General features: G+C 61.7%; 15 protein-coding genes and 1 pseudogene. 4 read left to right on the top strand and 12 right to left on the bottom strand.

Translation table 11 applies throughout. The features are described from left to right. Window positions 1-116 precede the first annotated feature (116 nt). Entirely contained in the window at window positions 117-452 is a 336-nt protein-coding gene (locus tag BR41_RS00125; RefSeq protein WP_211251616.1) for a winged helix-turn-helix transcriptional regulator, read from the bottom strand. 153 nt (window positions 453-605) lie between these two features. On the opposite strand from BR41_RS00125, the gene BR41_RS00130 reads away from it, so the two are divergent. The 3 genes from BR41_RS00130 (at window position 606) to BR41_RS00140 (ending at window position 2,691) form a co-directional block, all read left to right on the top strand. Then, window positions 606-842 carry a thioredoxin domain-containing protein gene (locus tag BR41_RS00130; protein WP_035052298.1) on the top strand — a complete coding sequence of 79 codons (237 nt, stop codon included), beginning with the start codon at window positions 606-608 and terminating at the stop codon, window positions 840-842. 137 nt (window positions 843-979) lie between these two features. Next, complete coding sequence (locus BR41_RS00135) at window positions 980-1,705, top strand: hypothetical protein (RefSeq protein ID WP_035052307.1); 726 nt, start codon at window positions 980-982, stop codon at window positions 1,703-1,705. 113 nt (window positions 1,706-1,818) lie between these two features. Beyond that, the gene (locus BR41_RS00140) at window positions 1,819-2,691 is read left to right on the top strand and encodes an ArgP/LysG family DNA-binding transcriptional regulator (RefSeq protein WP_035051449.1); all 873 of its coding nucleotides are present in this window, start codon (window positions 1,819-1,821) and stop codon (window positions 2,689-2,691) included. Between the two features lie 355 nt (window positions 2,692-3,046). Here the strand turns inward: BR41_RS00140 and BR41_RS00145 are convergent, their stop codons facing one another. From BR41_RS00145 to BR41_RS00155, 3 genes and pseudogenes are all read right to left on the bottom strand, one after another. Continuing rightward, the gene (locus BR41_RS00145; RefSeq protein ID WP_035051451.1) at window positions 3,047-4,456 is read right to left on the bottom strand and encodes an efflux transporter outer membrane subunit; all 1,410 of its coding nucleotides are present in this window, start codon (window positions 4,454-4,456) and stop codon (window positions 3,047-3,049) included. Window positions 4,457-4,608: 152 nt separating this feature from the next. Then, window positions 4,609-7,737: pseudogene (locus tag BR41_RS00150) on the bottom strand (efflux RND transporter permease subunit); the annotation flags it as partial. Between the two features lie 20 nt (window positions 7,738-7,757). Continuing rightward, a complete protein-coding gene (locus BR41_RS00155) occupies window positions 7,758-8,978 on the bottom strand; it encodes an efflux RND transporter periplasmic adaptor subunit (RefSeq protein WP_035051454.1) in 1,221 nt (406 codons plus the stop codon). A gap of 654 nt (window positions 8,979-9,632) precedes the next feature. On the opposite strand from BR41_RS00155, the gene BR41_RS00160 reads away from it, so the two are divergent. Next, on the top strand, window positions 9,633-10,592 hold the full coding sequence (locus BR41_RS00160; protein ID WP_035052309.1) for an AraC family transcriptional regulator: 960 nt from the start codon (window positions 9,633-9,635) through the stop codon (window positions 10,590-10,592). Here the strand turns inward: BR41_RS00160 and mdtD are convergent. The 8 genes from mdtD to ppsR (BR41_RS00200) all read right to left on the bottom strand — a co-directional run bounded on the left by mdtD (window position 10,574) and on the right by ppsR (BR41_RS00200) (window position 19,507). Continuing rightward, a complete protein-coding gene (mdtD, locus tag BR41_RS00165) occupies window positions 10,574-12,022 on the bottom strand; it encodes a multidrug transporter subunit MdtD (protein WP_051709622.1) in 1,449 nt (482 codons plus the stop codon). The two genes, BR41_RS00160 and mdtD, sit on opposite strands and share 19 nt — an antisense overlap. Window positions 12,023-12,124: 102 nt before the next feature. Then, entirely contained in the window at window positions 12,125-14,731 is a 2,607-nt protein-coding gene (locus tag BR41_RS00170; protein ID WP_035051455.1) for a [protein-PII] uridylyltransferase, read from the bottom strand. A gap of 166 nt (window positions 14,732-14,897) precedes the next feature. After that, entirely contained in the window at window positions 14,898-15,707 is an 810-nt protein-coding gene (gene map / locus BR41_RS00175; protein ID WP_035051456.1) for a type I methionyl aminopeptidase, read from the bottom strand. Window positions 15,708-15,798: 91 nt separating this feature from the next. Beyond that, window positions 15,799-16,062, bottom strand: a complete 264-nt coding sequence (gene minE / locus BR41_RS00180) for a cell division topological specificity factor MinE (RefSeq protein WP_035051457.1) — start codon at window positions 16,060-16,062, stop codon at window positions 15,799-15,801. A 3-nt stretch (window positions 16,063-16,065) separates the two neighbouring features. Further along, the gene (minD, locus tag BR41_RS00185) at window positions 16,066-16,875 is read right to left on the bottom strand and encodes a septum site-determining protein MinD (RefSeq protein ID WP_035051458.1); all 810 of its coding nucleotides are present in this window, start codon (window positions 16,873-16,875) and stop codon (window positions 16,066-16,068) included. Between the two features lie 109 nt (window positions 16,876-16,984). Beyond that, window positions 16,985-17,692: a septum site-determining protein MinC gene (minC, locus tag BR41_RS00190; protein WP_035051460.1), complete on the bottom strand. Its 708-nt coding sequence runs from the start codon at window positions 17,690-17,692 to the stop codon at window positions 16,985-16,987. 172 nt (window positions 17,693-17,864) lie between these two features. Then, a complete protein-coding gene (gene ppsR / locus BR41_RS00195; protein WP_035051464.1) occupies window positions 17,865-18,680 on the bottom strand; it encodes a posphoenolpyruvate synthetase regulatory kinase/phosphorylase PpsR in 816 nt (271 codons plus the stop codon). Between the two features lie 8 nt (window positions 18,681-18,688). Beyond that, window positions 18,689-19,507 (bottom strand): posphoenolpyruvate synthetase regulatory kinase/phosphorylase PpsR, encoded by an 819-nt coding sequence (ppsR, locus tag BR41_RS00200; RefSeq protein WP_035051466.1) that lies wholly within the window; start codon window positions 19,505-19,507, stop codon window positions 18,689-18,691. Window positions 19,508-19,606 lie beyond the last annotated feature (99 nt).

A 19,606-nucleotide genomic window follows, 5' to 3' on the forward strand; every position in this document is an offset into this window, starting at 1 on the left:
CCAGTGCGTTAGATAGCTGCGCATTTCAGCAGAACGGCAGTGGCAGGTAAAACGATGAATATTTATGGTGGATCAGCGGAGCTAATGCCAAGGCGCTGCGGTATGTCGGCTTGGCTTTATTGGCCGGAGCCCTCGGCAGCCATTTCCTCATCCAGCGAATGAATCTGGCGAATGATGGCGGCCAGTTTCTTGCCGGCAGGGGTGAGGTGATATTCGGTGCGGGGCGGGATTTCCGGAAAGGTGAGTTTCTCGATCAAGCCATAAAGATGCAGCTTGCGTAACCGCTCGCTCAATACTTTGGTGGATATGCCGGTGATATGGCGCTCCAGTGCCCCTGGCCGCGTAATGCCGGCCTCAATGGACTGCAATACCGACACCGACCATTTGCAGCCGACCACGTCTTCCAGTTTCTGGTATTCGCTGCGATCCCTATTGCTGAGGTCAGGCTGCAAAAAATTATTCCGTTTATTCATTGGCAATTTACCCCGAAAAGTGGGTAGGGCACCGAAAAGTGCCCGCTGTTCAGCCCATTGGGCGCGCCTTAGATTGAGTCCGTGCCAGCCGATTTCCGGCTTGGCAACACACTCACCCAAGAGGATCACGCCATGAGCAGCAAAGCCGTTTTTTACCACGCCGGTTGCCCCGTTTGCATCGATGCCGAAAAGAATCTGGCCTATTCGCTCGACCCGGCTCGTTTCAAGCTCGAAATCGTTCATCTGGGCGAGAACAAGGGTCGTGTGCCGGAGGCAATTGCCAGCGGCGTGAAATCCGTACCGGCCCTGTTGTTGGGTGATGAGGTTTATCACATCAATTTCGGCGCTTCGATTGACGATTTGAAATAACCACCCAAGCAGCAAGCCCGATCCGCTGTGCAACATCGCGGGTCGGGCTTGCCGTCATTCAGCGCTTGTTCGATATCCATTGCCGTTTGTGGCATAGGCAGGCGCTGCTGCCGTTTCCAGATAAAAAGGTGCCCGAAATGACTGCAACAATCCCATCCCGATTGAATCGTGCCGGCGTGCTGGCCGTAATCAGCCTGGCCGTGGCGCAAACGTTCGCGCATGGTATCGAGGCCAAGGCCGGCTCTGCCAAGCAGGCGGCGTTCGATATCGTCCATGCCGATGTCAAAGTCGATGCCGCCAAGCACTGGCTTGAATTCACCATGGCGGTGAGCGGCAAGGCGGGCGCGGTCAAACCGAAAAAGCATGGCAAGTTCACCGGTAGCGATGTGTTTTCCTACGTCTGGCCCACCAAGATCGACCCCGCCGAAGTGGGTTTTGACAAGGATGCGGGGATTCTCGCCTTGGCAGTGACATCCCACCCCGATTTTGACGACACGCCGCTGTTCAATACCAAGGGTGCGGATTGGCATAGCCACTGGGTGGTGCTCGGGCCGGACGAGGCATGCGGCAAGGGTGCGTTGAAGGTGAAGGACATCCCGGCCGGCAGCACGCCGAAACTGCCCAAAACCTGGCCCGGCGTGCCGCTGCTGATCGACAGCCCCGGCTATGCGCCGAAGTTCGATCACCACGTGGTGAGTGTGCGGGTGCCGTTCGATAACGTGAACAACCTCGCAGGCGTGGCGTTTGACGGCGTGACCGCCGGCTTGCGCATCAACGCCAGCGCGCATGAGCCCTTGCTATGCGTTGCCAATGTCTTTGATGTGGCGTCGGGCGATTTGAGCTTGCCCGGCAAGGCGGAGTGAAACGGGGAGTTCCGGGCTGATTCAGCTCGGAATTCCCCTCGCTGGCCTGGCAAAGATGTTGCGCTCATCGCGCTGCGTGGTAAAAGAGGTGATCCACGAACTCACGTCTTGCCATGCTTGATTACAAACTTCTCGAAGCCCTGGAAATGGTCGCGCTGGCCGGCAGTTTCGACGGCGCGGCGCGACGGCTCAATCTCACGCAATCGGCGGTATCGCAGCGCATTCGCCAACTGGAAGAGAAACACGGCTGCGTGCTGTTATCACGCGATCCGGTACGGCCGACGCTGGCGGGCGAGCGTTTGCTGGCCCACGTGCGGCAGGTGCGTTTGCTGGAGGCGGAACTGCAGGCTGGGCAGGGCGGTGAAACGGGCGACTGGGTGACGCTGCCCATCGGCGTGAATGCCGATAGCCTCGCCGTCGGTCTGGTCGAGGCACTGGCACCGACACTCGCGGCGGAGCGGATGCTGCTCGATTGCGTGGTGGACGATGAGGCGTACACGCTTGATCTGCTCAAGCGCGGCGCGGTGCTGGGTTGTATTGCAACGCAAGCGGCACCGGTCGCCGGGTGCGCGGTGATGCCGCTGGGTACGCTGAATTACCTACCGGTGGCGACCCCCGCATTTCAGCAGACCTATTTTGCGTGGGGTTTGTCGGCGCAAAGCCTTGCCGCCGCGCCGGCCGCCGTGTTCGGCCACCGCGACAGCCTGCATCGCCGCTGGTTGCGCGAAGGGTTCGGCCTGATCGAAGGCGCTTACCCTTGCCACGTGATCCCCGATTCCAACGCCTTGTTCGCCGCTGCGACGGCAGGCATCGCCTATGCCGTCGCGCCGTTGCCGCAGGTGAATGCGGTGTTGCAAGCCGGGCAGCTGATGCCCCTGGGCGACGCGCTGGCCGTGCCGCTGTATTGGCACCACTGGGCACGCCAGACACCCGCTGCGGAGCAACTGGCGCAGGCGGTGGCGGCGTTTGCGGCGGGCCGGTTTTAGGGACTGTTCACGTCATTTGTGAAGTCGGTTCAGGGACTCGATGCTGCGCAATGCCTTTCGCGTGCGAATCTTTGATTCGCCCAGCTATAGGATTGCGCCCTACGGAACTTAGAGGCTGTTTACGATCTTTGCCAATGGCAGAAAACGCTGTTGTTCCCCCCTTTTTGTGCCGTGCGAATCTTTGATTCGTTCAGGCATTGGGGGCTAGAGGGGATTTCTGCTGCATCTCAATGTGTGATGACGTCGAAATCCCCCTCAATCCCCCTTCACAAAGGGGGAGGTAACACCTTGAAGCGCTTCGGAGACGCGGTTTTGGATCGTAAACAGACTCTTCACACCGGACCCCCGCCCGCAATCAGGACGATGACCAACCACCCCCCAGCGCCTTGACCAGCGCCACCGTGGCCTGGAACTGCGCGGCCTTCACCTGCAGGGCCTGGCGACGGTTGGCGAGCATCGTCCGCCGCGAATCCAGCAGTTCGAGCTGGCTGACCATGCCGTTGCGGTAGCGGGAGTCGGACAGCACCATGGCGCGTTCAGACGCGTTGACGGCCTCGGCTTGTGCCTTTTGCTGGGCCTCCAGCAGGGTCAGGCCGGCCAGTTGGTCTTCCACATCCTTGAAGGCTTGCAGCACTTGCTCGCGGTAATACGCGGCCGCTTCGTCCTGCTGCGCCGCTGCAGACTGGATGCCGGCTTCACGGCGACCGCCGTCCAGCAGCGGCAGGCTCAGCAAGGCATTCAACCCCCACAGGCTGGCCGATGACTTGAGCAGCTCGGAGAGTTCCGATGATGCACCGCCGGCTGCGGCAGTGAGGGTCAGGCTGGGGAACCACGCGGTCTTTGCGACATCGACGCGCTTCTGGGCTGCTTCATAGCTGGCCTGGGCCGCTGCGATGTCCGGGCGGCGGGTCAGTATGGCGCTGGGCAGTCCGGCAGGCACGGCCGGCAAGCTGTCGCTCCAGCTGCCCTCGGCCAGACTCATGACGCTGGGAACCTCGCCAACCAGCACGGCCAGCGCGGTATCCAGCTCTTGCCTTCTGCGGTCCAGCGCCAAGGCCAGCGATTCGTTGGCGGCGACCTCGGTTCTGGCCCGGGCCACATCCAGCTCTGCCACGTCACCCGCTGCGTACCGCCGCTCGGTCAAGCCGAGGGAGTCGCGATAGGCGGCCAGTGTTTCACGCATCAGGGCGCGCTCGGCGTCAACCGCGCGAATGGCGAAATAGGTCTGGGCGACATCCGCTTGCACCAGCAGCCGGGCGTTGGCCAGCAACGATTGCGCCGCCTGTTCGTCGAGGCGTGCGGCTTGGGTGCGCTTGGACAGGCGACCGATCAGATCGACCTCGTAGGAGGCATCAAGCCGCAGCTGGTGCAGCGTCCCGGCCTGGCCTATGGACTTGTAGTACTCGCCGCCTTGCCGTCCGGACGAGGCATCGATGCTGACCTGCGGCGCGCGCACCGAGCCCGTTTGCCGGGTAATGGCGCGTGCCTGTGCCAGCCGTGCTGCGACGGCCTGCACGGTGGTGTTGTGCGCCATGGCACGATCCATCAGCTCGTCGAGCCGGGAATCGGCAAAGATCTGCCACCACTGACCCTGAGTAGCGGGTGCAGCAGCGGGTGCCGCGGCTTCAGCGGTGCGCGGCAGATTCTTGAAGGCTGCCGGCGTGGCTGGCAGCGCATGGGGCTCGGACACCGGCACATTGGCGCAGCCGGCCAGCACCAGCGCGGCCAGCAGGGGAGTGATCAGGTATTTCTTGTTGGGCATCATTGCTTGGTTCTCCTCATGCATCACGCATGGTCGTTGCGCGGTGCGGCGGGATGCGGGTTGGCGTTGCCGCCGCCCTGCAGCGTGGCATGCATGGCCTCGGTGCCGGCGAAGGCGTCCAGATGGTGTGCCTCCGCGCCGTGCAGCTTCAGCGGCCGGTTGCGGGCAAGGGCGCGGACCAGTACATAGAACACCGGGGTCAGGAACAGGCCGAATACCGTCACGCCGATCATCCCGGCGAACACCGCCACCCCCATGGCCGCGCGCATTTCTGCGCCGGCACCGCTGGCCAGCACCAGGGGCAGCACGCCCATGATGAAGGCCATCGAGGTCATCAGGATGGGGCGCAGGCGCAGGCGGGCGGCTTCGATGGCGGCTTCCAGCGGCGTGCGTCCGGCGAATTCCAGCTCGCGGGCGAATTCGACGATCAAGATCGCGTTCTTCGCCGATAGCCCCACCAGCACCATCAGGCCGATCTGGGTGAACACGTTGTTGTCGCCGCCGGAGAGCCAGATGCCGGTCATGGCGGACAACAGTCCCATCGGCACGATCAGCAGGATGGCCAGCGGCAGGCTCAGGCTTTCGTACTGCGCGGCCAGCACCAGGAACACCAGCAGGATCGACAGCGGGAAGATCCAGATGGCGGAGTTGCCGGCCAGAATCTCCTGATAGGTCAGCTCGGTCCACTCAAAGGTGATGCCGGGCGGCAGCGTTTCAGCGGCAATGCGCTTGACCGCTTCCTGCGCCTGACCCGAGCTAAAGCCGGGGGCTGGCCCGCCGTTGATATCGGCCGACAGGAAGCCGTTGTAGCGCATCGCCCGGTCGGGGCCGGCCGAGTGTTCGATCTTCATCAGCGCAGAGAGCGGCACCATCTCGCCCGAGGCCGAACGCACCTTCAACTGGCCCACATCCTCCGGCCGTGCGCGGTACTGTGCATCGGCTTGCACGCGCACGCTGTAGGTACGGCCGAACTTGTTGAAGTCGTTGACGTACAGGCTGCCCAGATAGATCTGCATGGTGTCGAACACGTCGGTGACCGCCACACCCAGCTGCCGCGCCTTGGTCCGGTCGATGCCGGCATACAGCTGCGGCGAGTTGACTTGATAGCTGGTGAACATGCCGGCCAGCTCAGGCGTTTGGTAAGCCTTGGCCATGAAGGCCTTGACCGCTTGGTCCAGCGCCTCGTAACCCAGTCCGCCGCGATCCTCCAGTTGCAGCTTGAAGCCGCCAGTGGTGCCCAGCCCCTGTACTGGCGGGGGCGGGAACATGACGATGAACGCGTCCTGGATCTTGCCGTACTGCATGTTCAGGTTGCCGGCGATGGCACCGGCCGACAGCGCCTTGCCCTTGCGCTCTTCAAACGGCTTGAGCGTGGCGAACACGATGCCGGAATTCGAGCTGTTGGTGAAACCGTTGATCGACAGCCCCGGGAAAGCCACGGCGTGTTCGATGCCGGGGGTCTGCAGCGTGATGTCGGTCATGCGGCGGATGACATCCTCGGTGCGATCCAGCGTGGCGCCGTCAGGCAGCTGGGCGAAGCCGATCAGGTACTGCTTGTCCTGGGCCGGCACGAAACCATGCGGCACGGCCTTGAACAGACCCAGCGTCAGCACGAGCAGAACGGCGTAGATCAGCAGTGCCGGCGTCTTGCGGCGGATCGCCTGTTGCACGCCGCCGCCGTAAGCCTGGGAGCCGCGCTTGAACACACGGTTGAAGGCAGCGAAGAAGCGGCCGAAGACCTTGTCCATGCCCCGCGTGAGCGCATCCTTGGGCGCGTCATGCCCCTTCAGCAGCATCGCGGCCAGCGCCGGCGACAGCGTCAGCGAGTTGATGGCGGAGATCACCGTGGAGATGGCGATGGTCAGCGCGAACTGGCGGTAGAACTGGCCGGTCAGGCCGGTGATGAAGGCCAGCGGCACGAATACCGCGATCAGCACCAGTGCAATCGCGATGATGGGGCCGCTTACCTCGCGCATTGCGCGGTACGTGGCCTCGCGTGGTGTCAGGCCGGCTGCGATGTTGCGTTCCACGTTCTCGACCACCACGATCGCATCGTCCACCACGATGCCGATGGCCAGCACCAGACCGAACAACGACAGCGCGTTGATCGAGAAGCCGGATACATGCATCACCGCGAAAGTGCCGATCACCGATACGGGCACGGCCAGCAGCGGAATGATCGATGCCCGCCAGGTTTGCAGGAACAGGATCACCACCAGCACGACCAGCGCAATGGCCTCCAGCAGCGTATGCACGACCGATTCGATGGACGCACGCACGAACTGGGTCGGGTCGTAAACGATGGAATAGTCCACGCCTTCCGGCATGTTCTGCTTGAGCTCGGCCATGGTGGCGCGCACCTGGTCGGAGATATCGATCGCGTTGGAGCCGGGCGCGGCAAAGATCGGCACTGCCACGGCGTCCTTGTTATCCAGCAGCGAGCGCAGCGAATAGCCCGATGCGCCCAACTCCAGCCGGCCGAGGTCGCGCAGGCGGGTGACCGCGCCGTTGGCATCCGTCTTGACGACGATGTCGCCGAACTCTTCTTCGGTCTGCAGGCGGCCCTGGGCATTGATCGAGAGTTGTAGATCCACGCCCGGCTGACCCGGCGACGCGCCGACGACGCCGGCGGCCGCCTGGATGTTCTGGTTGCGGATCGAGTTGACCACATCGCTGGCCGACAGACCGTGCTGCGCCACCTTTTGCGGGTCGAGCCAGACACGCATCGCGTAATCGCCCGAACCGAACAAGGCCACGTCGCCCACGCCGCGCAAGCGCGCCAGGCGGTCCTTGACGTTGAGTACCGCGTAATTGCGCAGGTAGGTCATGTCATAGCGGCCGTTGGGCGAGAGCAAGTGCACGACCATCGTCAGGTCGGGCGAGCTCTTGATCGTGGTGATGCCCAGACGTTTGACCTCTTCGGGCAGACGCGGCTCGGCCTGACTGACGCGGTTTTGCACCAGCTGTTGGGCTTTGTCCGGGTCGGTGCCCAGTTTGAAGGTCACTGTGAGGGTCATCAGACCGTCGGTGGTGGCCTGGCTGCCCATGTAGAGCATGCCTTCCACACCGTTGATGGCTTCCTCCAGCGGCGTGGCGACGGTTTCGGCGATGACCTTGGGGTTGGCGCCGGGATAGTTGGCGCGTACCACGACCTGCGGCGGCACCACTTCGGGGTATTCCGAAATGGGCAAGCCGCGCACGGCGATCAACCCGGCCAGCAACATCAGCACGGAGATGACGCCGGCGAAGATCGGGCGATCAATGAAGAACTTGGAGAGATTCATGGTGGTGTTCCGTCAGGTGCTTAGCTTTTCTTCCGGGGAGTGGCAGTCTTGGCTTGCAGCTCCGGTTTTTCGTCCATGGTCACCAGCGTCGGGGCGAGCAGCCCGCCGGGGCGGACGCGTTGCAGGCCGTTGACGACGATGCGCTCGCCCGGCTTCAAGCCTTCCGAGACGACGCGCAGGCCGCCGACCGATGCACCCAGCTGCACTTCGCGGTACTCGGCCTTGTTGCCCGCGCCGACCACCATCACGAAACGCTTGTTCTGATCGGTGCCGACCGCCCGTTCGTTGATCAGCAACGCCTGCGCCTTGGCGGCCGTGCCCATGCGCACCCGCACGAACTGGCCGGGCATCAGGCTACCTTCCTTGTTGTCGAACACCGCGCGCACGCGCACCGTGCCGCTCTTGGCATCGATCTGGTTGTCGATCAGCTGCAGGTGCCCGGTCAGCGGCGTGCCGTCCTGGGCCATCGTGCCGATCTGCACCGGGATGCGTTCCAGCGTGCTGCGTTCGGCCAGCGCTTTGGCGATGGCTTGTTCGTCGGCATCGAAGCTGGCGTAGATCGGGTTGACCGACATCAACGTGGTGAGGGTCGGCGCGCCGGGGCCGGCCGCCACCTGGTTACCCGCGGTGATTTCGATCTTGCCGACACGGCCCGCCACCGGCGCGCGTACCTGCGTGTAGCTGAGGCTGAGCTTGGCCGATTGCAGCGAGGCCTGAGCGGCGCGCAGGTTGGCTTCGGCTTCGCGCAGCGTGTTGCTGTGCTCGTCGAACTCACGCTGCGCAATGGCGTGTTCCACCAGCAGACGCTCGGAACGCGCTTGCTCGGTACGGGCTTGTTGCAGGCGCGCCTGGGCCGCGGCGGCTTGCGCATCTGCGCGCTCGACGTCCGCCGCGTAAGGGGCCGGGTCCAGCGACACCAGCAAATCGCCCTGCTGGACCAGCGCGCCTTCGCGGAAGTGGATTTTCTGCACAGTGCCAGCGACGCGAGGCCGCAGCTCGACCCGCTCCACCGCTTCGAGCCGGCCGGAGAAGTCGCCCCACTGGGTGATTTCGGACGCGGCGACCTCGGCGACGGAAACCGGCATGGCCGGTGGCGCGCCTGCCGGTGCGTTGGCTGCCGAGCGATGCGTGGCCAAGGCGGCGACGATGGCCAGCCCCACGATGGAGGAGGCACCCACCACGCCAACTTGGCGCAGGCGCTTTCCCTTGGATGAAAGAGGCGACGAAAGAGTCGATTTCATGGGTCATTCCTTTCCTGTTCAAAGGCGATAGATGTCCCCGGGAGGCAGGCCGTGGCTGGCCGGTACTCAAGGACGGGTCGAGATGCATGGCGTTGGTTTCGCCGGCTCGGGGCGAGCAAACCGTCGATTCGACGGTTGGGCCGACGCCGCCATTTGCCGGGCCACATGCCGTGTTGCGGCATGCGGTAAGGCGGGGGCGGGGCATCGGCCGGGGAGCGAGCCGGTGTTCAGGCGGTGAAGTTGGTGGTTGCTTTACTGATTTCAACCATCAGTATGCTGAAATTTATTTTGAATAAACCTTTCATTTGTATGGTCTTTATCGCAACCGCGTTCACGCCTGACCAACGCCGGAAACGTTCATGGATTCTATGACGGGGGTATCTTGATCGTTATGATCAATCCTTGAATTTTTTTGCCTGATCCTATCGGTATGAATATGGTTGGTACATGCAAACCGGTATGACAATAGGATTCAATCCTTGGCTTTGTGCGTTGTGACAACGAGATACGTCAGCTTGCCAGCTGTAATGCAAAGTTAACAGCTTTGCCTAATCCTCTCTTGGCTTTGCTCGATCCTCTCGATTTTTTGCACAATCCTCCAGGCGGCGCGGTAAAGTGATGACGACTTGGAAAGGAGCGCGGAGGATGCTGACTATGCTGACATCCCTGATACAAGCGGAGCAGGGCGACCGCTCTGCCGAACAGTTACAGATCACCGTGATGCGGGCGCGTCTGGCCGCGCAAATCGAACGCCATACCGGCTCGGATGGGGTGCACGGGACTGCGGTGCCGGGGCTCTTCTTCGGGCGTGCCACGCGCGCGCAGCATCCTGCCCACACGATCTATCAACCGACCTGCTGCATCCTCGCGCAGGGCAGCAAGCGCGTATTTCTGAATGACGATGTGTATGTCTACGACGGCAGCCGCTATCTGGTGGTCTCGCAGAACCTGCCTGTTTCCACGCAACACATCGGCGCGAGCCCGGAGACGCCCGTCCTCGGGATGCGGATCGACTTCGAGACCAAAGACATTGCGGCGGCGGTGCTGGAGATGTGCGGTGCGGAGCGGCTGGCAAGCCGCAAGGTGCAGCGGGGCATGTTCACGGGTGATCTAACCCCGACCTTGCTGGATGCGGTGTTACGGCTGGTCTATCTGGTGGATACGCCGGATGACATCCCGGCATTGGCGCCGCTTTACGTGCGGGAGATTCTGTACCGCCTGCTCAGAGGGCCGGATGGCTGGAGACTGGCGCAGATGGCGCTGTCGGAAAACCACAGCCTGAGCATGGCGCGGGCGATCAGCTGGTTGCATGCGCATTTCCACGAGCCGCTCGTGGTCGAGGAGCTGGCGCGGGAAGTGTATATGAGCGTGTCCTCCCTGCACGGGCACTTCAAGGCGGTCACTGCTATGAGCCCGCTGCAATTCCAGAAGCAACTGCGCCTGCAAGAGGCGCGGCGCATCATGCTGAGCGAAGGGGTGGATGCGGGCACGGCCGGACACCGCGTCGGCTATGAAAGCCAGTCCCAGTTCAACCGTGAGTACAGTCGCTTCTTCGGCGCGCCGCCCGCGCGTGACGTCAAGCGCCTGCGCGAGGATCAGTCCAGCGTTTCGTGAGCCTGGGCTGGTCCCGTCGTGCCACGCTCTGCGCGATCTTTGTCCAGCTGCAGAAAAATCCCCGCCGAAGCGGCAGTCATCAGCCCGACACAGATGAAGGTGGCGTGGAAGGCTTGCAGCGGATCGGTCGTGACATGCAATCGCAGCTCATAGTGCGAGGCGAATGCTGCCAGGATGGCTGAACCAGCCGCCACGCCCAGCGCCATCGCCAATTGCATCACCATCGACAGCAAACCGTTGCCACTGCTCGCTTGTGCTGAATCCAGGTCTTTCAGCGCCAGGGTGTTCATCGCCGTGAACTGGATGGCGTTGACCGCGCCGAACGCGGCGAACAGCAGAATTCGCACCCAATGCGGCGCGGCGGGGGTGAGCAAGGCAAAACTGGCGATCATCAGCCCCAGCAGCACGGTATTGCCAGCTACCACGTTGCGATAACCAAACCGCCTGACCAGGGGCGAAACGGTCTGCCGTGACAACATGCCCGCCAGCGCGATCGGAATCATCGACAGGCCCGCTTCCAGTGGCGTAAAGCCGAAACTGACCTGCAACAGCAAAGGCAGTAGCAGCGGCATCGCCCCGATGCCAAGGCGGGCGAACAGATTGCCGGTCACGCCGACGGCGTAGCTGTGGGTGTGGAACAGGGATAGCGGAAAGAGCGGATATTGCGCCCGTGTGGCATGCAGCCAGTAAGCGGTGATGCAGATCAGCCCGCCAACCAGCAGCACGGCAACAGCGGCTTGTTGAAAGCCCAACTCGGCCAGCCCTTCCAGCGATAGCGTCACCATGACCATGCCGATGGCAAGCAAGGTAAAGCCGGGAATGTCAAAGGGCGGCTGATCGCTATCGCGAAAATCCGGCATGAATTTGAGCGTGGCGATGCCGCCGACGATGCCGACCGGGATATTGATCAGAAAGATCCAGTGCCACGATGCGGCTTCGACCAGCCAGCCGCCCAGCGTCGGCCCCACCAGCGGGCCAATCATGCCGGGGATGGCGATAAACGCCATGGCATCCAGAAAATCCTCGCGCTTCACTGCCCGCAAGACCGCCAGTCGCCCGACAGGCAACAGCATCGAGCCACCGACCCCCTGTAGTGCACGCGCAGCGACCAACTGACCCAAGGTGGCCGATTCGGCACAGGCCAGCGAGCCGAGCGTGAACAACACGATGGCGGCGAAGAAAACGCGACGGGTGCCAAAGCGATCGGCAATCCAGCCCGAGGCGGGAATCAGCAGTGCAACGGCCAGCACGTAGGCAATGACCACCGATTGCATGCGCAACGGGCTTTCGCCCAGATTGATAGCCATGCCCGGCAAGGCGGTGTTGACGATGGTGCTGTCCAGCGACTGCATGAAGAAGCCGACGGCGACCAGCCAGGTGAGCGGACGGGTGGAAGTGGGCGTATTTGGAGTGGTTGGTAGTGTTGTCACGGCGGGAAGTCGGTTGTTCTGTAGGAGCGAGCTTGCTCGCGATTGCTTCGTTTAACGAACCTGAGTCATCGCGAGCAAGCTCGCTCCTACAAGGGTTGGGCCCTAACTGACCTGCACCGCCTGCAGCAGTTCGTTCTCGATCTGTCGCACCATGCGCTCATCCGATAACACCGGCCCCGAGATCAAGAAGTGATCCTCTGCGCGCTCGCCCAGCGTCATGATCTTGGCGCTATGGATGGCGATGCGGTGCGTGGCGAGCACGCGGGCAATGGTCGAGAGCAGGCCGGGGCGGTCGCCGGCGGCGATGGCAAGCACGTTGTAGCGGCCACGCTCATCCGGCCGGATCAGCACGTGTGGCTGCACCGGAAAGTGCTTCTGCTGCCGCGAAATCCGCGCTTTGGCCGGTGGCTGCAACGGGCCGGCTTCTTTCAGGCGTTTTGCCAGCTCGAATTCCACGTAGCCGATCAGGTCGCGGTAGTTCTCGCCGTGATGCTCGGGGATGTAGACGTAGAAGCTGTCGAGCGCGTAGTTGTTGCGGGTGGTGTGGATCTGTGCATCGAAGACGCTATAGCCGGCACGGCCGAAGAAATCGCAGATGCGGGCGAACAGGTCGGGCATGTCCGGCGAATACACTAGTACTTGCAAGCCCTCGCCGGATTCAGACAAACGCGCCCGCACGATGGGTTCGCTGGTGTTGAAGCGACTGTAGAGCTGGCGGGTGTGCCAGGCGATTTCGCGGGCGTCATGGCGCAGGAAGTAGACGGTGTCGAGCTCATTCCAGAAGGCTTGATGCGCATCGGCGCGCATGCCGTACAGCTGTAGCAGCCGTAGCGCTTCTTCCTGGCGTTCTTCCAGCCACGAGGCAGGCGGCACCTGGTCTTGCGCCAGATGGCGTTGCGTGGCCTTGAACAGGTCTTCCAGCAGCTTGGCTTTCCAGGCGTTCCAGACCTTGGGGCTGGTGCCACGGATATCGGCCACGGTGAGCAGGTAAAGCGCGGTCAGCCGGCGCTGATCGCCGACCAGTTCAGCAAATTTGAGCACCACTTCCGGGTCGTAGACATCCTGTTTTTGCGCCACGTGCGACATGGTCAGGTGATGCTCGACCAGCCACGGGATCAGCGCGCGGTCTTCGTCCGGTAGCGGATGGCTGTTGGCGAATTCGGCGGCGATATCGCGCCCGATGGTGGAATGATCGCCGCCACGCCCTTTACCGATGTCGTGGAACAGCGCGGCCAGATACAGCACCTCCGGCCGGGCGAATTCTTCGATCAGGCGCGAGCACAGCGGGTATTCGTGTGTGAACGCTGGCACGGCAAAGCGGCGCATGTTCCGCAGCACCATCAGCGTGTGTTCATCGACCGTATAGACGTGGAACAGGTCGTGCTGCATGCGGCCGACCAGATCGCCGAACTTGGGGATGTAGCGACCGAGCACGCCGTACTGGTTCATGCGGCGCAGCACGCGCGTCAGCCCGCGTGGCTCGCGGAACAGCTGGATGAAGAAGAGCTTGTTGAGCGGATTGGCGCGGAAGTTGTCGTCGATTTGCGCCCGCGCATGCCACAAGGCGCGCAGGGTTTCCGGGGCGATGTCGGTGATTTCGCGCTGTTGTTCGAACAGCAGGAACAACTCAAAGATGCTGGAGGGCTCGCGGCGGAAGATATCCGGCGCGGTGATTTCCAGCACGCTGCCGCGCAGCTGGAAGCGCGCATTGAGCGGGACGACTTTGATGCCAATCTGCGAAAAGATGCGTCCGCGCAAGGCGTGCAGCAGCAACGGCGTGAGCTGGCTGATGATGCGGGCGGCGCGGTAGTAGTGCGCCATCAAGCGTTCGCTGCCGCGGTTGACGAGGTCGTCGGTAAAGCCGAAGTCGCGTGCCAGTGTGTTCTGGTAGTCGAACAGGATACGGTCTTCGCGGCGCTTGGCGAGCCAGTGCAGCTGGATGCGGATCACGCGCAAGGTGCGCTCGGCGCGGCGCAGTTTCTGGCTTTCCTCACGGGTGAGCATGCCCAGCGCAGCCAAGGCACGCCAATCACGCCCCAAGCCCAGGCTGGCGGCGATCCAGCCGACCAGATGCAGATCGCGCAGGCCGCCGGGGGCTTCTTTCAGGTTCGGTTCGAGCTTGTAGGTGGCGTTGAGGAACTTGCCGTAACGCGCTTGTTGCTCAAGCAGCTTGGCCTCGAAGAATTCCTTCGGGTCGATATAGCGGTGCACCGTGTCGCGAAAGAGCGTGAAACGCGCGACATCACCGGTGAGGCGGCGGCATTCCAGCAGTGCGGTCTGCACGGTGATGTCTTTTTCGGCTTCCGCGAGGCAATCGGCCAGTGTGCGCACCGAATGGCCGACTTCGAGGCCGACATCCCACAGCTCGCCAACGAAGATTTCCAGTTTTTCCAGCAGACCAGGTGACGGTTGATCCGGCAGTAGGATCAGCAAATCGATATCGGAATACGGGTACAGCTCGCCCCGGCCGTAACCGCCGACCGCAATCAGCAGCACATCGGCAGTGAAGTGGTGGCGCTCCCATAGCTCGATCAGCGTCTGATCGGTGAGTTTGGCCAGCTGATGCAGCACTGGCGAGGCAGCGGCCGGGTTGGTGAACCCTTGTTGCAAGGCCGCCTTGCCGATCACGTAGTCCTGCCGCAGGGCGGTAACGGGGCGGGGCGGGGCCGTGCCGGCTGCATCGCGTGGGAGGAGGGCAGTGTCCGGCATGGCGATTCTCGGTTCAGGGTTATCAGGCCTTTGAAAAACGTAGCGAGAAGTCCGAAGACAAGGAAAAAAATGGCGAAAAACCGGAGTTTACTCAGGGTAAATGAGGATTTTGAGCCATTTTTTAACGCGGGATTCGGGCTTCGCAGTAGTTTTTCAATGCTCTGTGTCAGGCGAGCAGGTAACGCTCAGGTTTGGGAGGTGTGCCGGCGGAGACCGTCAGCACTTCGTAGCCGGTTTCCGTGACCAGCACGGTGTGTTCCCACTGGGCGGACAGGCTGCGGTCCTTGGTGACGATGGTCCAGCCATCCGGCATCGATTTGATCTCTTTCTTGCCGGCGTTGATCATCGGCTCGACGGTGAAGATCATGCCGGCTTTCAGCTCGACGCCAGTGCCGGCGCGGCCGTAATGCAGCACTTGCGGGTCTTCGTGGAACACCGTGCCGATGCCGTGACCGCAAAATTCGCGTACGACTGAGTAGCCAGCTTTTTCGGCGTATTTCTGGATCACTTCGCCAATGTCACCCAGATGCGCGCCCGGCTTGATCTTCTCGATGCCGAGCCACATGCAGTCATAGGTGATCTGGGTGAGGCGCTTGGCGTGCGGGGCCGAATGCTCGCCGACCAGGAAGGTGCGGCTGGTATCGCCGTGGTAGCGATCCTTGATCACGGTGATGTCGAGATTGACGATGTCGCCGTCCTTCAACACCTTGTCGCCCGGAATGCCGTGGCAAATCACCTGATTGATCGAGGTGCAGATCGACTTCGGATACGGCGTGTAGCCGGGTGGGCAGTAGTTGAGCGGAGCAGGGATCGTGCCTTGCACGTTCACCATGTATTCGTGGCACAGGCGGTCGAGTTCGCCGGTGGTGACGCCGGGTTTCACATACGGCGTGATGTAGTCGAGCACTTCGCTGGCCAATCGGCCGGCGATGCGCATGCCGGCGATGTCTTCGGCGGTCTTGATGGTGATGGACATAGGCTTTCCAGAATGACGAAGAGAGGCTGTGCCTCTCTGTCGGTAAGTTCAATCGTCAGTTGAATTCAGCTTGAATCGAGTCAGAAAGATTCTAACGCCGTGCGGCTTCAGGCAAAACAATATTCACTTCCAGTACTTCGAAGTCGTCTTTCTTGTCGAGCTGTACCTTGATGTCTTCCGGATTGACGGAGACATACTTGGAGATGACTTCGATCAGCTCTCTTTGCAACTGCGGCAGGTAATCCGGCGTGGTGCGGCCGCCCGCACGCTCGTGGGCCAGGATGATCTGCAGCCGTTCACGGGCCACAGCGGCGGTTTTTTTCTTTTCGCCGAAAAAGTAACTCAGTATCGACATCGCTTAACCCCCGAACAACCGTTTCCAGAATGGCGCTTTTTCAGCTTCGATAAAGCGCAGTGGCTTTTCTTCGCCAAGGAAGCGGGCCACTACATCTTTGTACGCCTCGGAAACATCGGTGTTGGCGAGGTGGATTGCCGGCGTGCCGGAGTTCGATGCTTGCAGCACGGTCTCCGATTCCGGAATGACGCCGATCAGCGGAATGCGCAGCAGGTGCTGGACGTCGTCCAGCGACAGCATTTCGCCGCTGTCGACCCGCTTCGGGCTGTAACGGGTGATCAGCAGATGGGTTTTCACCGTGCCGCCTTCTTCAGCCTTCTTCGACTTGGCGTCGAGAATGCCGATGATGCGGTCGGAATCGCGCACCGAGCTGACTTCCGGGTTGGTGACGATCAGCGCTTCATCAGCGAAATACGCGGCCATCAGCGCGCCGCTTTCAATGCCGGCCGGGCTATCGCAAATGATGTAATCGAACCCTTCGTGCCGCAGATCAGCGATGACTTTTTCGACGCCTTCACGCGTCAGCGCTTCTTTGTCGCGTGTTTGCGAGGCGGGGACGATGAACAGGTTGTCGCAGTTCTTGTCCTTGATCAGCGCTTGCTTGAGGTTGGCTTCGCCCTGGATCACGTTGATCAGGTCATACACCACACGGCGCTCGCAACCCATGATCAGGTCGAGGTTGCGCAGGCCCACGTCGAAGTCGATCACGGCAGTCTTGAAGCCGCGCAGCGCAAGGCCAGAGGCGAAGCTGGCGCTGGTGGTGGTCTTGCCTACGCCCCCTTTGCCGGAGGTGACGACGATGATTTTTGCCACAGTGCAGTCCTTATTCGAGTAATCGTTATTGTTGGGTTCGCATCGGGTGCCTTGGCCGCTGTAAAGCCAAAACCATCCGCGCCAACCCGTCAGTTATTCGTTGTTGGCCTTAGCCATTCAGTGCTTCGAGCACGAGCTTGTCTTGATCGAGAAAAACCTGCGCCGGGCGTGAACGGAGCGCGGTGGGCAGTGTTTCATCCAGCGTGCGGTAAATGCCGGCGACCGAAACCAGCTCGGCTTCCAGACAGGTGGTATAGACCCGCGCGCTGGTATCGCCACGTGCGCCGGCCAAGGCACGGCCGCGCAAGGGCGCGTAAACGTGGATATTGCCGTCAGCGATCACTTCGGCACCGGCGGAAACCAGTGCCAGTACGACCAGATCGCCACCCTTGGCGTAGACCTGTTGGCCGGTGCGTACCGGACGGTTGATAACCAAGGCCGGCACGCGGGCTTCGGCGGCTTTCGGCGCGGGAGCGGGCGGGCTGACGCTGTCTTCGTTCAGGATGACTAAACCGGCTTCGCGGGCCGCAACGCGTTGATCGGCATTTCCGCCACGTGCGGCGATCGGTTTCAGCTGATATTGGCGTAGTAGTTGTACCAGTGCTGCCACTTCAACAGCGGAGGGCAGATCGGGCAGGCTATCGAAATCGAGGGCAAGTTGCTCGCCAGACAACATGTGTTCGCCACTGCCCAGCTGTTCGCGCAACCCCGCTTCCAGCTTCACCGGATCGAGCGTGGCCGGCACGAAGGTCAGCAGCTTGACGCCTACGCTGCGAAATTCAAATGCAGATGCGGGATCGGGGAAACGAGGGGGCATGGGGCGGGTGGCCGGCAGTTATTACAATTTGCCCGCGAGTTTACCGGTTCGTTTCTGGGGGCGAAAGCCGATTTAACTTGCACGACGCATATAGCCCGTAGTCTGGACGGCTTTGCCGGCGGAGCCGCTTATGAAAAGTCTCGTCCGGGTGCGGTTCATTGTCGGGCACAGTTCAATGAATCCGGCGCTTCAGCCCTGCGTCGATCAGGATATGGGTCGCCAACTCTTCGATCGAGAGCTGCGTGGTGTTGAGGAATGGAATGCCCAGCTGGCGCATCAGCCGCTCGGCCGCGACTACCTCATGTTTGCAGGCATCCAGCGTGGCGTATTTGCTGCCCGGCTTGCGCGACTCGCGAATGACGGAGAGCCGCTCCGGCTCAATGGTCAGCCCGAACAGCTTGTTGCGAAATGGCCGTAGCGGCGTGGGCAAGGCGTGGTCGACGAAATCTTCCGGCGTGAGCGGGTAGTTGGCGGCCTTGATGCCGTATTGCATCGCCAGATACAGGCAGGCTGGCGTTTTGCCGGCGCGTGAGACGCCCACGAGAATGACGTCCGCATCGGCCAGATTCTTGGCCATGCTGCCGTCGTCGTGGCTGAGCGAATACTGCACGGCGTCGATGCGGCTCTTGTATTCGTCAAAGCTGGCCACGCCGTGTGCCTTGCCGGCGGCGTGTGATGACTTGGTGTCGAGTTCTTGCTCCATCGGCTCGATGAAGTGACCGAAAAAATCGAAGGTCAGCGCTTCCTCGATCTTGAACAGGCCACGCAGTTCTTCATCGACCAAAGTCGAAAACACAATTGGCCGCACCCCGTCGATTTCAGCCTGTTGTCGAATCTGCGCCACAGCTTCCAGCGCTTTTTCCCTGGAGTCGATATAGGGCAGCGCAATGCGACGGAAACTGATGTGTTCGAACTGGGTAATCAGGCTGTGGCCGAGCATTTCGGCGGTGATGCCGGTGCGGGCGGAGATGAAGAACGCAGTACGCATCCAGAAACCTAGTAGGTACGCCGGGTCAGGCCCGCCGTGTGCATGATGGAGGTCGCCAGCTCTTCGATCGACCGCGTGGTGGAACTGAGATAAGGCACGCCAACGTGGCGCATCAGCGCTTCCGCCTCACCGATCTCGAACTGGCAGTTGTCGATCGCGGCGTAGCGGCTGTTGGGTTTGCGCTCCTCGCGGATTTGCGACAGCCGAACCGGGTCGATGGTCAGGCCGAACAGCTTGGTACGGTAGGGCAGCAGCAGCTTGGGTAGCGTGTGATTGCCGAAGTCTTCCGGCGTGAGCGGGTAATTGGCGGCCTTGATGCCGTATTGCAGCGCGAGATACAGACAGGTCGGCGTTTTGGCGGAGCGCGATACGCCGATCAGGATGATGTCCGCTTCGTTCAGATCGCGCGGCATCACACCGTCATCATGCGCCAGGGCGAAGTTCACCGCGTCGATGCGGTTTTTGTATTCTTCGAAATTGACGATGCCGTGGGATTTGCCGACGGTATGCGAGGATTCGCGGCCGAGGGCTTTTTCCAGCGGGCCGATGAAGATTTCGAAGAAATCCAGCGTCAGCGCTTCTTCCACATGGATCAGGCTGCGGAGCTGGTCGTCGACGATAGTGGAAAAAACGATCGGCTCACAGGCATCGATGACGGCTTGTCGGCGCACCTGCTCGGCGGCTTCATGGGCTTTTTCAGGGGTGTCAATATATGGCAGTGTGACCCGGCGAAAATTGACGTCTTCGAATTGGGTGATCAGGCTGTGGCCGAGCATTTCGGCGGTAATGCCGGTCCGGTCGGAAATAAAAAAAGCGGTGCGCGGCATGTGACTCCCCGAATTTTGTACTGTGCGCTGCAATATTACGGCAGCATATCCAGCCCGCCGGGCAACAGCCCTGCGGGAAAACCATTATTTTCTTGTTTT

The organism is Andreprevotia chitinilytica DSM 18519, assembly GCF_000711875.1.
GTDB lineage: Bacteria > Pseudomonadota > Gammaproteobacteria > Burkholderiales > Chitinibacteraceae > Andreprevotia > Andreprevotia chitinilytica.